General features: G+C 65.2%; 13 protein-coding genes. 12 read left to right on the top strand and 1 reads right to left on the bottom strand.

From position 1 onward, the window contains the following. The first annotated feature begins 10 nt into the window (after positions 1–10). From C1O66_RS22765 to C1O66_RS22745, 5 genes are all read left to right on the top strand, one after another. Entirely contained in the window at positions 11–409 is a 399-nt protein-coding gene (locus tag C1O66_RS22765; protein WP_102770277.1) for a hypothetical protein, read from the top strand. A gap of 165 nt (positions 410–574) precedes the next feature. Continuing rightward, on the top strand, positions 575–1,336 hold the full coding sequence (locus tag C1O66_RS22760) for a TerC family protein (RefSeq protein ID WP_102770276.1): 762 nt from the start codon (positions 575–577) through the stop codon (positions 1,334–1,336). Between the two features lie 105 nt (positions 1,337–1,441). After that, on the top strand, positions 1,442–2,146 hold the full coding sequence (locus C1O66_RS22755; RefSeq protein WP_102770275.1) for a Bax inhibitor-1/YccA family protein: 705 nt from the start codon (positions 1,442–1,444) through the stop codon (positions 2,144–2,146). Positions 2,147–2,346: 200 nt separating this feature from the next. Beyond that, positions 2,347–3,261: a DMT family transporter gene (locus tag C1O66_RS22750; RefSeq protein WP_102770274.1), complete on the top strand. Its 915-nt coding sequence runs from the start codon at positions 2,347–2,349 to the stop codon at positions 3,259–3,261. A 96-nt stretch (positions 3,262–3,357) separates the two neighbouring features. Continuing rightward, positions 3,358–3,546: a hypothetical protein gene (locus C1O66_RS22745; RefSeq protein WP_102770273.1), complete on the top strand. Its 189-nt coding sequence runs from the start codon at positions 3,358–3,360 to the stop codon at positions 3,544–3,546. Positions 3,547–3,618: 72 nt separating this feature from the next. Here C1O66_RS22745 and C1O66_RS22740 read toward each other — a convergent pair whose 3' ends face one another. Continuing rightward, positions 3,619–4,089, bottom strand: a complete 471-nt coding sequence (locus tag C1O66_RS22740) for an Lrp/AsnC family transcriptional regulator (protein WP_102770272.1) — start codon at positions 4,087–4,089, stop codon at positions 3,619–3,621. Between the two features lie 218 nt (positions 4,090–4,307). On the opposite strand from C1O66_RS22740, the gene C1O66_RS22735 reads away from it, so the two are divergent. The 7 genes from C1O66_RS22735 (at position 4,308) to C1O66_RS22705 (ending at position 13,184) form a co-directional block, all read left to right on the top strand. Beyond that, positions 4,308–5,588, top strand: a complete 1,281-nt coding sequence (locus C1O66_RS22735) for an omega-aminotransferase AptA (protein ID WP_243392956.1) — start codon at positions 4,308–4,310, stop codon at positions 5,586–5,588. Positions 5,589–5,610: 22 nt separating this feature from the next. Further along, positions 5,611–6,954, top strand: a complete 1,344-nt coding sequence (locus C1O66_RS22730) for an NAD(P)/FAD-dependent oxidoreductase (protein ID WP_102770270.1) — start codon at positions 5,611–5,613, stop codon at positions 6,952–6,954. A gap of 92 nt (positions 6,955–7,046) precedes the next feature. Further along, positions 7,047–7,790 carry a gamma-glutamyl-gamma-aminobutyrate hydrolase family protein gene (locus tag C1O66_RS22725; protein WP_102770450.1) on the top strand — a complete coding sequence of 248 codons (744 nt, stop codon included), beginning with the start codon at positions 7,047–7,049 and terminating at the stop codon, positions 7,788–7,790. Between the two features lie 91 nt (positions 7,791–7,881). Next, entirely contained in the window at positions 7,882–9,249 is a 1,368-nt protein-coding gene (locus C1O66_RS22720) for a glutamine synthetase family protein (protein ID WP_102770269.1), read from the top strand. A gap of 39 nt (positions 9,250–9,288) precedes the next feature. Next, positions 9,289–10,719, top strand: a complete 1,431-nt coding sequence (locus tag C1O66_RS22715; protein ID WP_102770268.1) for an aspartate aminotransferase family protein — start codon at positions 9,289–9,291, stop codon at positions 10,717–10,719. A gap of 136 nt (positions 10,720–10,855) precedes the next feature. Next, positions 10,856–11,980 (top strand): polyamine ABC transporter substrate-binding protein, encoded by a 1,125-nt coding sequence (locus tag C1O66_RS22710; protein WP_102770267.1) that lies wholly within the window; start codon positions 10,856–10,858, stop codon positions 11,978–11,980. 115 nt (positions 11,981–12,095) lie between these two features. Next, positions 12,096–13,184, top strand: a complete 1,089-nt coding sequence (locus C1O66_RS22705; protein WP_102770266.1) for an ABC transporter ATP-binding protein — start codon at positions 12,096–12,098, stop codon at positions 13,182–13,184. Position 13,185: the final 1 nt, after the last annotated feature.

The raw sequence follows: 13,185 nt of genomic DNA, 5'->3' as shown, positions 1-13,185 counted from the left end.
ACTGCGGCCCGTGACCCTGTTCTCCGCCTTCATCCTTCGCCGCGCACGCGGGCTCCAGCTCGGGCTGGCGCTCTGCCTGGCCCTGGGCCTGCTCGTGATGGGCAGCGCACCGGCGCAAGCTTGGGGACTGATTGCGGCTCAGCAGTCCGCAACCATCTGCGCGACGGACTTGAACGACGCGGATGGTTTCACTTCCTGGACCGAGGTCACGGTAGAACCAACGGTCGACACCCCAGTGACCGGCGCCGAGCTTGGCGACGGGTTGGAAGCGCCCGAGCTGGGCCTGCCGCCCTCGGGCTTGCAGCTCAGTGCCACAAGCCTGTCGCCGCCGGGCGCCAAGTTGCCGTACCTGATAGATGCCCCCTGGCTCGAAGGCCTGCAGCGGCCGCCACGCCCGCGCGGGGGCTGATCGCCCGCAGCTGCTGCGCTCGCCCATGGCCTGAATGGCCCCACTTGCGAGCGACTCCATTCGGCGCCGTCCTTCCTCCCCGCTTTTCTCTTCTTTTGCCGCCGGCAGTTCGCAGCCTCTGTGCTGCGGCCTCGTGCACCGCCTTAGCCTCTTTTTCTCGCCCGCATGGACTTTCTTTTCGACCCCAATCTCTGGCTCGCCTTCGCGATGCTGACCGCCCTGGAAATCGTCCTGGGCATCGACAACATCATCTTCATCTCCATCCTGGTCGGCCGCCTGCCGCCGGAGCAGCGCGATCAGGCGCGGCGCCTGGGCCTGGGTTTTGCGATGGTGTCGCGCCTGCTGCTGCTGTTCTCGCTGAGCTGGGTCATGGGCCTGACGGCCGATCTCTTCCATGTCTTCGGCCAAGGCATCAGCGGCCGAGATCTGGTCTTGCTGCTGGGTGGCCTGTTCCTGCTGTACAAGGCCTCGCACGAGATCTTTGTCGAAGTGGAAGCCCATGAGCAGGACGGCCCGCCGACGGCCGATGCCGCCGCGCTGAAAGCCGCCGGGCGCAAGCTGTTCTGGATGGTGATCGGCCAGATCGCCGTGATCGACATCGTGTTCTCGCTCGATTCCGTGATCACCGCAGTGGGCATGGTGGACCGCATCGGCGTGATGGTGGCGGCCGTGGTGACCTCGGTCGGCGTGATGCTGATCGCGGCCAAACCGATCGGCGAGTTTGTGGACCGCCATCCTTCGGTCAAGGTGCTGGCTCTGGCCTTCCTGGTGATGGTGGGCATGGCGCTGACGGCCGAAGCCTTCGACCAACATGTGCCCAAGGGCTACCTCTACGCCGCGATGTGCTTCTCGCTGGCGGTTGAGGCCCTCAACATCCGCGCCCGCGGCAAGCGCTTGGCCGCTGCAGCGGCCAGCGACAAGGGCTGAGGCCGCGACTCGCTCGCCCGAGATCGAGGTCGATCAAACTCACAACCCGGTCTTCCCTTCTTCTTTCAACCCATTCATTCACTCACTCTCACAGGAGTTGCTGTCATGAACCCGAACTTCGGATCTTTCTCTGCCGTCTCCACCGGCCTCAACGAAGGCGCGCTGCGCCGCGAACGCAACCGCGTGCTGCGCAACACCTACTGGCTGCTGGCCCTGTCCATGGTGCCCACGGTGCTGGGTGCCTGGCTGGGCGTGGCCACCGGCCTGTCCAAGGCCATGTCGCCCATGGTCGGCCTGATCGTCTTCATGGCCGGTGCGTTCGGCTTCATGTTCGCCATCGAGAAGACCAAGAACTCGGCCGCGGGCGTGCCTGTGCTGCTGGGCTTCACCTTTTTCATGGGCCTGATGTTGTCGCGCCTGGTGGGTGCGGTCCTGGGCCTGGGCAATGGCGCCGAGCTGATCATGACGGCCTTCGCGGGCACGGGCGCCATCTTCCTGGGCATGGCCTCGCTGTCCACGGTGATCAAGCGTGACCTGAGCAGCATGGGCAAATTCCTCTTCATCGGCATGATCCTCTTGCTGGTGGCGGGCATTGCCAACATTTTCCTGAAGTCCAGCGCGCTGATGATCACGCTGTCGGTGCTGGCGATTGGCATCTTCTCGGCCTTCATCCTGTACGACCTCAAGCGCGTGCAAGACGGCGAAGAAACCAACTACATCACCGCCACGCTGAGCGTGTACCTGAGCCTGTACAACGTATTCCAGTCTCTGCTGTCGCTGCTGGGCATTTTTGGTGGCCGCGAGGAATGATGAGGATGGCTGAATGAGCTGAACTGAGCGGAGTGATTTCGGCCAGACGCGGAAAATCACTCTGACCCCAGTTTTGGCTTGAGCTCAGCTCTGGCTTGGAGCGGCGCCGCGATAATCGGCGCCGTTTCCTTTTGGCCGCCAAGCCATTCGAAACGATCACGCCAGTTGACCCCCGCCTCTTGCACGGAAAGCCCCATCTCTTGAGCCGCATCCAAGCCAATCTCCTGCTGACCCTCATCGCCCTGATCTGGGGCTCGGCCTTTGTGGCGCAAAGCCACGGCATGCAGGAGCTGGGGCCGATGATGTTCACCGGCCTGCGCTTTCTGGTCGGCGCCCTGGTCGTGCTGCCTCTGGCCTGGCGCGAGTGGAACTACCTGGCCGGGCGGCAGCTGGCGCTGAACCGCGATGACGGCCTGAAGATCCTGGGCCTTGGCATGCTGCTGACCCTGGGTGCAGCCATGCAGCAGATCGGCATCAAGTACACCACGGTCACCAATGCCGGCTTTCTGACCGCACTCTACGTGCCCCTGGTGCCGGTGCTGGGCTGGTTGCTGCTGCGCCAGCTGCCGCATTGGTCGGTCTGGCCCGGCGCGCTGGCCTGCCTGGTCGGCGCTTTTCTGCTCTCGGGCGCGCAAAGCCTGGAGATCGGCCTCGGCGACAGCTGGGTGATCGCCTCGGCCCTGCCCTGGGGCCTGCATGTGCTGCTGATCGGCCGCGTCGCGGACCGCATGGCGGCGCCCTTTCTCGTGGCCTGCGGCCAGTTTTTCGTCTGCGGCCTGCTGGCCTTGATCTGGGGGCTGCTGTTCGAGCCCTTCAGCGGCGCCGGCATCCAGGCCGCTGCCACGCCGATTCTGTACACCGGCATTCTGTCGGTCGGCGTGGCCTTCACCGCCCAGGTGGTGGCGCAGCGCTATGCCCATGCGGCCGACGCCGCCATCGTGCTGTCCTCGGAGACCTTGTTTGCCGCACTGTTTGGCTACTGGCTGATGGGGGACCGCCTGGCCCCGGCGGGCCTCGCCGGCTGCGCCCTGATCCTGGGCAGCCTGCTGGTGGTGCAGTTGCTGCCTCTGCTCCAGCCAGCCAAGACTTCAAGTGAAGTTTTACCAATTAAGTAGAAACCCTGATTTTTGTCATAGGGTTTTCACGGATGTCATTGATAATTGCGCTCGAAGTCACCCACAGGGGTGTCGCTACAGAGACAAAACATCATCATGACTGCAACTCCCGCCTTCCTCGCTCAATCGCAACAGTACCTGCTGAACGCTGAACAACAGCAACCGTCCCTGGCCGGCACCTTTGCCTTCGGCAAGCAAGTGAACCTGGTCGCCGAGACCCTGGGCCTGGCCGCTACCCTGAGCTGCTTCGGCCTGACCGCCCTGATGATGGGCCTGGCCATGTAAGACCGGCGGGATCGCTGCCGCGATCCACCGCACAGCACGGAAACCACTCGGCCCGGGCTCCAAGTTCAGCGTTCAAAGCTCAAACGCCGTGGTCTTCTTGACCGTGCGCAGCACCAGCATCGAGTTGCTGCGCGCCACACCAGGCAGATGCATCAGCACATCGCTGTGCAGGCGCTCCAGGTCTTCGGCATCTTTGTAGGCAAAGCGCATCAGGTAGTCATTGGTGCCCGCCACATAGAAGCAGTCCAGGATCTCCGGGATGTCCCGCACCGCCTGCTCGAAGGCGCCCAGCGCCTGCGGCGTCATCCGCTCCAGATTGATGATGGTGAAGCTGGTGCCCGGTTGGCCGATGGCCTTGGGGTTCAGCAGCGCCACATAGCCGGCGATCACACCGGCGTCTTCCAGCTGTTTGACCCGCCGCAGACAGGCCGAGGGCGAGAGATGGACCAGCTTGGCCAGCTCCACATTGCTGATGCGGCCATCGCGCTGCAACGCCGCCAGAATGCCGCGGTCAATCGCATCCAAAGTCACTTCTGAACTCATATTTCGAATTTTGTGCGAATCGTTCACTGAATGATGGCACAAACGTGCAGAACCTCGGGTAAGCACCGGGGCGAATGCGCTCGCACATTGCGCGCAAGGCTCTCTAGACTGGCTCTCAGTTGTTGACTTGAGGAGAGCCCGTCATGAGCCAGACCATCGCCCCCGATTCGGCCCCCAGCACCACCGCCAGTGCGGACCCGAAGCGGGACGCCTATTGGATGCCGTTCACCGCCAACCGGCAGTTCAAGAAGTCGCCGCGCCTGCTCACAAGCGCCGACGGCATGTACTTCACCGATGACAAAGGCCGCCAGGTGCTGGACGGCATTGCCGGGCTTTGGTGCGTCAACGCCGGCCACAACCGGCCGCGCATCGTCGAGGCCATCCAGAAGCAGGCGGCCGAGCTTGATTTCGCGCCGCCCTTCCAGATGGCCCACCCCAAGGCCTTCGAGCTGGCCGAGCGCCTGGTCGAGCTGACGCCGGCCGGCCTGAACAAGGCCTTCTTCACCAACTCGGGTTCCGAGTCGGTGGAGACCGCGCTGAAGATGGCCTTGGCCTACCACCGCGTGCGCGGTGAAGGCTCGCGCACGCGCTTGATCGGCCGCGAACGCGGCTACCACGGCGTGAACTTCGGCGGCATCTCGGTCGGCGGCATGGTGGCCAATCGCAAGATGTTCGGCACCCTGCTCAGCGGCGTGGACCATCTGCGCCACACCCACGACCCGGCGCGCAATGCCTACGCCATGGGCCAGCCCTTGCACGGCGCTGAGCTGGCGGATGATCTGGAACGCATGGTCGCCCTGCATGACGCCAGCACCATCGCGGCCGTCATCGTCGAGCCGATTGCCGGCTCCACCGGCGTGCTGATCCCGCCCCAAGGCTATCTGCAGCGCCTGCGCGAGATCTGCGACAAGCACGGCATCCTGCTGATCTTCGACGAGGTCATCACCGGCTTCGGCCGCACCGGCCAGCCTTTTGGCGCCCAGACCTTCGGCGTCACGCCCGATCTGATGACGGTGGCCAAGGGCCTGACCAACGGCGCCGTGCCCATGGGCGCGGTGTTCGCCAAGCAGTCCATCTACGACACCTTCATGCAGGGGCCTGAGCATCTGATCGAGTTCTTCCACGGCTACACCTACTCGGCCCACCCCCTGGCCTGCGCGGCGGCCCTGGGGACCTTGGACACGTATGCCGAAGAAGGCCTGCTGACCCGCGCCGCGGAGATGCAGACCTACTTCGCCGAAGCCCTGCATTCGCTCAAGGGCGCGCCCCATGTGATCGACATCCGCAATCTGGGCCTGGTCGGCGGCGTCGAATTGGCGCCGCTGCCGGGCGAGCCGGCCAAACGCGCCTTCTCGATCTTCCTCGATTGCTGGGAGCAAGGCGTCTTGATCCGCACCACCGGCGACACCATTGCCTTCAGCCCGCCGCTGATTATCGAGAAGCACCACATCGATCGCCTGATCGACACCGTGCGCGGCGCCTTGCAACGCGCCGCCTGAGCCCTCACCAACCCACGCTTGCATGCCTTTGCTGCAGATCGATCGTCAGCTCGCGAGAGACAGCTATTACGCGGCCACCGCGCCGCAAGGCCCCGGCTTCGCGCCGCTGCAGGGCACGGTGGAGGCCGATGTGGCCATCGTCGGCGGCGGCCTGGCAGGACTGTCGGCCGCCCTGGAGCTGAGCGAGCGAGGCTTCAGCGTCGCGCTGATGGAAGCGGGCGAGATCGGCGGCGGCGCCTCCGGCCGCAACGGCGGCCAGGCACTGGCTGGCCTGGCCTGTGACATGGCCGAGGTCGAAGGCCAGCTGGGCCTCGCTGAGGCGCGCCGCATCTGGGCCATGAGCCTGGAAGCCGTCGAGATGATCCGTCAGCGCAGCCAGCGCTACGGCATTGACTGCGAATGGCAGGACGGTTTTCTGAGCGTGGCCACCAGCGCGCGCAAGGCTGCTGACCTGCAAGCCTGGCAGCAGGGCATGGCCGAGGTCTATGGCTACGAGCAACGCTGGATTCCCAAGAACGAATTGGCCAACTGGATCGCCAGCCCGCGCTACCAGGCCGGCGTGCACGACCCGGCCTCGGGGCATTTGCATCCGCTGAAGTACTGCCGCGGCCTGGCTCAGCTGCTGAGCGAGCCCGCGCGCCGCCCAGGCACCGCCCCGGTGCAGCTGTTCGAACACAGCCCGGCCCTGGCACTGGAACAGGGCATAAGCGCTCAAGCGGGGCTCACGCTGCGCAGCAGCCAGGGCCAGCTGCGAGCCCGCTTTGCGCTGCTGGCCGGCAATGTCTACCTGCCCGAACTGGCGCCCGAACTGGCACCCCAGCTGACGCAGCGCATCATGCCGGTCGGCACCTACATCGGCTGCAGCGCGCCGATCGAAGCCGAGCGCCTGAATGCCCTGATCCCCTCGCGCAGCGCGGTGTGCGACAACAATTTCGTGCTCGACTATTTCCGCCCCACGGCCGACCAGCGCCTGCTGTACGGCGGGCGGGTCAGCTACAGCACCCGCACGCCGCGCGATCTCAAGGCCAGCATGGCCACGCGCATGCAGGCCACCTTCCCGCAACTGGCCGATATTGGCATGGACTATGCATGGGGTGGCTTTGTGGACATCAGCATGAACCGCGCCCCCGATTTCGGCCGCCTGGGCACCGCTCAGAATATCTATTACCTGCAGGGCTTCTCCGGCCATGGCCTGGCCCTGACGGGGCTGGCGGGCCAGCTCGTGGCCGAGGCGATCGCGGACGACGCCAGCCGCTTTGATTGTTTTGCTGCCTTGCGCCACCGGCCCTTCCCCGGTGGCACACTGATGCGCATGCCGGCCTTGGTGCTGGGCATGGCGTACTACCGACTGAAGGATCTGCTGTGACACAGGTCAAGAAGCCCCAAGCGGAAGCACCTCAAGCACCGCCGCAATCAGCACCACGCAAACCCGTGGTGCTGGTGCCCGCCTGCCAACGCATGGTGGGCGACTACCCCAACCACATCGCCGGCAAGAAGTACGTCGACGCGGTCCGTCTGGCCGGCTGCCTGCCCCTGATCGTGCCGCCGCTGGACCTGCAAGACCTCGATGCCTTGCTGGACCAGGCCGACGGTGTGCTGCTGACCGGCTCGCCCTCGAATGTGCACCCGAGCCATTTTGACGAGGCGGTGCACAACCCCGCCCTGCCCCTGGACCCGGATCGCGATGCCTGGACCCTGCCCTTGATCCCCAAGGCCTTGGCGCGCGGCATGCCCTTGTTCGCCATCTGCCGCGGGTTTCAGGAGGCCAATGTGGCCCTGGGCGGCAGCCTTCACCAGGCTGTGCAGGAACAGACCGGCTTGCACGACCACCGCGCCCCCGAAGGCCAGCCGCCCGAGATCGCCTATGCCGACCAGCACGAGATCGCCATCCAGCCCGGCGGCCGACTGCAGGCCTTGCTGGGCCAGGCGCGCATCCGTGTGAACTCGCTGCACGGACAGGGCGTCAAGCGCCTGGCGCCGGGCTTGCGCGTCGAGGCGCTGGCGCCCGATGGCTTGATCGAAGCTTTCAGCATGGCCGAGGCCCCCGGCTTCTCGCTCTGTGTGCAGTGGCACCCCGAGTGGCAGGCCGCGCACAACCCGCATTCCATGGCCTTGCTGCAGGCCTTTGGCCAGGCCTGCCGCGATTACCGCGACCAGATCCACCAACCCCGGCACGACTCGCTGCGCGACCCCGAGACCTAGGTCCCATCGCCTGAACTCCCAAGACCCCATGCCCCGGCACCCGGGCCGCCGCCGCGGCCGGCCGGGGGCTCAAGACCCACGGAGATTCAAGATGGTTGATCGCAGCAATTTCACATTCAGCGAGCTGGAGACCTGGCTCAAGGCGCAACGTGTGACCGAGATCGAGTGCCTGGTGCCCGATCTGACCGGTGTCGCCCGCGGCAAGATCCTGCCGCGCGAAAAGTTCACCGAAGACCGCGGCATGCGCCTGCCCGAGGCGGTGGTGGCCATGGGCGTGACGGGCGAGTTCCCGGAAGAAGGCCCTTACTACGACGTCATCAGCCCCAACGACCGCGACATGCATTTGCGCGCCGACCCGACGACGGCGCGCCTGGTGCCCTGGGCCATCGACCCGACGGCGCAAATCATCCACGACTGCTTTGACCGCGATGGTCAGCTGGTGCCCTTCGCGCCGCGCTCGGTGCTGCGCCGCGTCTGCGGCCTGTTTGCGGCCGAAGGCTGGGAGCCGGTGGTGGCCCCGGAGCTGGAGTTCTACCTGGTCGCCCGAAACAGCGACCCCGACATGCCGCTCAAGCCACCCATCGGCCGATCGGGCCGGGCCGAGACCTCGCGCCAGGCCTATTCCATCGACGCGGTCAACGAGTTCGACCCGCTGTTCGAAGACGTCTACGAGTACTGCGAGAAGATGGAGCTCAATGTCGACACCTTGATCCACGAGGTGGGCGCCGGGCAGATGGAGATCAACTTCTTCCATGCCCACCCCATGGGCCTGGCGGACGAGGTGTTCTTCTTCAAACGCACGGTGCGTGAAGCGGCGCTGCGCCATGACATGTTCGCCACCTTCATGGCCAAGCCGATCGCCGGCGAGCCCGGCAGCGCCATGCACATCCACCAAAGCGTGGTGAACCAGGCCACGGGCCGCAACCTCTTCAGCAACGAGGACGGCTCGCCCAGCCCCGAGTTCTACTGGTACATCGGCGGCCTGCAGAAGTACATCCCGGCGGCCATGGCCTTGTTCGCGCCCTATGTGAACAGCTACCGCCGCCTGGCCCGCCACACGGCCGCCCCGATCAACATTCAGTGGGGCACGGACAACCGCACCGTGGGCATCCGCTCGCCCCTGGCCGAGCCGGCGGCGCGCCGCATCGAGAACCGCGTGATCGGGGCCGATGCCAACCCCTATGTGGCGCTGGCGGCCACTCTGGCCTGCGGCTATCTGGGCATCAAGAACCGCATCGAGCCCACGCCCGAGTGCAAGGGCGATGCCTACCTCGGCGACTTCCAGCTGCCCCGCAGCCTCGGTGAGGCGCTCAATCTGCTGCGCGCCGAGAAGGAGCTGGCCGCGGTGCTCGGTGAATCCTTCGTCACCGTGTATTCGGAGATCAAGGAGATCGAGTACGCCGAGTTCATGAAGGTGATCTCGCCCTGGGAGCGGGAGCATCTGCTGCTCCATGTGTGAGCGCCATCGCATCGCTGAACTGAGCCAAGGATCTACATCATGAACGCCATCTCCACCGTCGCCTCTCAAGCCACTCCCAGCCGTAACACCCAAGACTGGCAAGCTGCCGACAGCCGGCATTTCCTCCACCCCTTCACCGATTTCCAGGGCCTGGCGCGCAAGGGCGCGCGCATCATCACCCGCGCCGAAAACATCTACCTCTGGGACAGCGAGGGCCACAAAATCCTCGATGCCATGAGCGGCCTCTGGTGCGTCAACGTCGGCTATGGCCAGCAAAGCCTGATCGACGCCGCCGCGGCGCAGATGAAGGAGCTGCCCTTCTACAACGCCTTTTTCCAGACCGCCACCACGCCGGCCATCGAGCTGGCCGAGGTGCTGGCCGAGATCAGCCCGCCGCAGTTCCAGCATGTCTTCTTCACCAGCTCGGGCTCGGAAGGTAACGACACGATCGTGCGCATGGTGCGGCGCTACTGGGATGTGCTGGGCCAGCCCGAGCGCCAGGTCATCATCGGCCGCAAGAACGGTTACCACGGCTCCACCATGGCGGGCGCTTCGCTGGGCGGCATGAGCGGCATGCATGCCCAGGGCGGCCTGCCGATACCCAACATCACCCACATCGACCAGCCGCATTGGTTCGAGCATGGCGCTGGCCTGCGCGGCGAGACGGCCGGGCTGACGCCCGAGGCCTTCGGCCTCAAGGCCGCCGGCTGGCTGGAGGCCAAGATCCTGGAGCTAGGAGCCGACAAGGTGGCCGCCTTCATCGGCGAGCCGGTGCAGGGCGCGGGCGGCGTGATCGTGCCGCCGGCCAGCTACTGGCCCGAGATCCAGCGCATCTGCGACAAATACGGCATCCTCTTGGTCAGCGACGAGGTGATCTGCGGCTTCGGCCGCACCGGCCAGTGGTTCGGCTGCGAGACCATGGGCACCAAGCCCGACCTGATGACCTTTGCCAAGGGTGTGAGCTCGGGCTACATCCCGCTCGGTGGGGTGATGGTGGGCGATCGGGTGGCCCGGGTGCTGATCGAGCAGGGCGGCGAGTTCAACCACGGCTTCACCTACTCCGGCCACCCGACCGCCTGCGCCGTGGCCCTGGCCAATATCCGCCTGCTGCGCGAACTCGATGTGGTGCGCCATGTGCGCGAGGATGTGGGGCCTTATCTGGCCCAGCGCTTTGCCGAGCTGAACGATCACCCGCTGGTGGGCGAAACCCAGAGCTGCGGAATGATGGCCTCGGTGCAACTGGTCAAGGACAAGACCACGGCCACGCCCTTTGACGAGGCTCTCGAAGTGGGCATGGTCTGCCGCGGCCACTGCTTCGGCAACGGCCTGATCATGCGCGCCGTGGGCGACCGCATGATCGTGGCGCCGCCGCTGGTGATGACGCGCGCCCAGGTCGACGAAATGATGGGCCTGATCCGCCGCTGCCTCGACCTGACCCTGGAGGACCTGCGCAAGCGCGGTTGGCTCTGAGCGGGGCCCGCGCCACAGCCCCGGGTTTTGGCCGATGGGCGCGGCCCGGCCAATGCCTAGACTGGGGCGCAATCCTGTCCTTGATTCCTCTCACCCTTCACCTTCTTTGTCAGACTGAACTTTCGGGAACCCCACCATGAAGCTGTCACCTGCCCTGCGTCGTTTCGCCTGTGCTCTCACCCCGCTGCTCGCCCTGCTGGCCGCGGCCGGTCCGGCCCGAGCGCAAGAGGAAGAGAAGGTCCTGAACATCTACAACTGGTCCGACTACATCGCCGAAGACACGATCAGGAACTTCGAAAAGGAGACCGGCATCAAGGTGCGTTACGACAATTTCGACAACAACGAGATCGTCCACGCCAAGCTGGTGGCCGGCAAGACCGGCTACGACATCGTCGTGCCCTCGAGCTACTGGGCCAAGATGCAGGCCGATGGTGGCCTGCTGCGCAAGATCGACAAAAGCCTGATCCCCAATTACAAGAACCTCGACCCTGAGGTGCAGGCGCAACTGGCCAAGCTGGACCCGGGCAATGAGTTCTTCGTCAACTGGCTCTGGGGCTTCTCCACCGTGGGCATCAATGTCGACAAGGTCAAGGCGGCGCTGGGCGGCATGCCCATGCCCGAAAACGCCTGGGACCTGATCTTCAAGCCCGAGTACATGGCCAAGCTCAAGAGCTGCGGCGTGAGCTTCCTCGACTCGGCCACCGAGGTGGTGCCCGCTGCCCTGCACTACCTGGGCAAACCGCCCTACACCAAGAACATCGGCGACTTCGCCAATGTGCCAGCCCTACTGAAGAGCGTGCGGCCCTATGTCAGCCTGTTCAGCTCCTCGGGCTATATCAACGACCTGGCGAACGGCTCGCTGTGCGTGGCCATGGGCTACTCGGGTGACATCAACATCGCCCGCCAGCGCGCCATCGACGGCAAGACCGGCCAGAAGATCGAGGCGCTCATCCCCAAGAGCGGCGGCATCATCTTCATGGACGTGATGGTCATCCCGGCCGATGCGCCGCGCCCCGGCAATGCCCACAAGTTCATCAACTACATCCTGCGCCCCGAGGTGCACGCCAGCCTGACCAACAAGGTCTTCTACGCCAACCCCAACAAAGAGGCCAAGAAGTTCGTCAAGCCCGATGTGGCCAACAACCCGAGCGTGTTCCTGAGCGACAGCGACCTCAAGAAGATGGCTGCGCCCGACGCCATCAACAACGATGTGCGGCGCCAGATGACGCGCATCTACACGAGCTTCAAGACGGGACTGTAAGTACTTGGCAGTGAACAGGTGAACGCGTGAATGGGTGAACTACAGCCTCACCCAGCTGCACCAGAACTCACGAATCACCCTGTTCACCCGTTCACCTATTCACCTCTCAAACCCCATGTCCACCAACTACCTGCGCATCGAAAACGTGGTCAAGGATTTTGGCGGCGGCGCCGTCGCGGTGGACCGTGTGTCCATCGACATTGCCAAGGGCGAGATCTTCGCCCTGCTCGGCTCCTCGGGCTGCGGCAAGACCACCTTGCTGCGCATGCTGGCCGGCTTCGAGACACCCACCAGCGGCCGAATCATCCTGAACGGTCAGGACCTGGCGGGCCTGCCGCCCTTTGCCCGGCCCATCAACATGATGTTCCAGAGCTATGCGCTGTTCCCGCACCTGAGCGTCTGGGACAACGTCGCCTTCGGCCTGCGCCGCGACGGGCTGCCCAAGGACGAAATTGCCAGCCGCGTCGAGGCCATGCTCAAGCTGGTGCAGCTGGGCAAGTACGCCAAGCGCAAGCCGCATCAGCTCTCCGGCGGCCAGCAGCAGCGCGTGGCCCTGGCGCGCAGCCTGGCCAAGAAGCCGCAGCTGCTGCTGCTCGACGAGCCGCTCGGTGCCCTCGACAAAAAGCTGCGTGAGCAAACCCAGATCGAGCTGGTCAACATCATCGAAAGCGTGGGCGTGACCTGCGTGATGGTGACGCACGATCAGGAAGAGGCCATGACCATGGCCACCCGCATCGCCGTGATGAGCGAGGGCCGCATCCTGCAGGTGGGCGCACCGGCCGACATCTATGAAACCCCGGCCACCCGCTTCGTGGCCGACTTCATCGGCAACGTCAACTTGATGGACGGCCAGCTCAGCGTCGACGAGCCCGACCATGTGGTCATCGCTTGCGCCGACTGCCAGCACTATGTGGGCCACGGCATCACCGGCACCGCCGGCATGGCGGTCAGCGTGGCCTTGCGGCCCGAGAAGATCCGCCTCAGCAGCGAAAAACCCGAGGGCGAGTTCAACCAGGTGCGGGCCACCGTGCGCGACCTGTCCTATTTCGGCGCCTTCACCGTTTACCACCTGCAGCTGCCCAGCGGCCAGGTGCTCAAGGTCAGCGAAAGCAATCTGGAGCGCCACCGCGCCGACCCGCTGAGCTGGGACCAGCAGGTCTGGGCGCACTGGTCGCCCACGGCCCAGGTGGTGCTGACGCAATGAC

Origin of the sequence: Paucibacter aquatile, from assembly GCF_002885975.1 — a bacterium.
GTDB lineage: Bacteria > Pseudomonadota > Gammaproteobacteria > Burkholderiales > Burkholderiaceae_C > Paucibacter_A > Paucibacter_A aquatilis.
This window is presented reverse-complemented; position numbering and strand designations above follow the sequence as displayed.

What these genes read in the sequence shown, in the direction of transcription:
- C1O66_RS22760 (WP_102770276.1), top strand. Translation starts at nt 575, where the DNA reads ATGGACTTTCTTTTCGACCCCAATCTCTGGCTCGCCTTCGCGATGCTG.
- C1O66_RS22755 (WP_102770275.1), top strand. Translation starts at nt 1,442, where the DNA reads ATGAACCCGAACTTCGGATCTTTCTCTGCCGTCTCCACCGGCCTCAAC.
- C1O66_RS22745 (WP_102770273.1), top strand. Translation starts at nt 3,358, where the DNA reads ATGACTGCAACTCCCGCCTTCCTCGCTCAATCGCAACAGTACCTGCTG.
- C1O66_RS22740 (WP_102770272.1), bottom strand. Translation starts at nt 4,089, where the DNA reads ATGAGTTCAGAAGTGACTTTGGATGCGATTGACCGCGGCATTCTGGCG.
- C1O66_RS22735 (WP_243392956.1), top strand. Translation starts at nt 4,308, where the DNA reads ATGCCGTTCACCGCCAACCGGCAGTTCAAGAAGTCGCCGCGCCTGCTC.
- C1O66_RS22730 (WP_102770270.1), top strand. Translation starts at nt 5,611, where the DNA reads ATGCCTTTGCTGCAGATCGATCGTCAGCTCGCGAGAGACAGCTATTAC.
- C1O66_RS22725 (WP_102770450.1), top strand. Translation starts at nt 7,047, where the DNA reads ATGGTGGGCGACTACCCCAACCACATCGCCGGCAAGAAGTACGTCGAC.
- C1O66_RS22720 (WP_102770269.1), top strand. Translation starts at nt 7,882, where the DNA reads ATGGTTGATCGCAGCAATTTCACATTCAGCGAGCTGGAGACCTGGCTC.
- C1O66_RS22715 (WP_102770268.1), top strand. Translation starts at nt 9,289, where the DNA reads ATGAACGCCATCTCCACCGTCGCCTCTCAAGCCACTCCCAGCCGTAAC.
- C1O66_RS22710 (WP_102770267.1), top strand. Translation starts at nt 10,856, where the DNA reads ATGAAGCTGTCACCTGCCCTGCGTCGTTTCGCCTGTGCTCTCACCCCG.
- C1O66_RS22705 (WP_102770266.1), top strand. Translation starts at nt 12,096, where the DNA reads ATGTCCACCAACTACCTGCGCATCGAAAACGTGGTCAAGGATTTTGGC.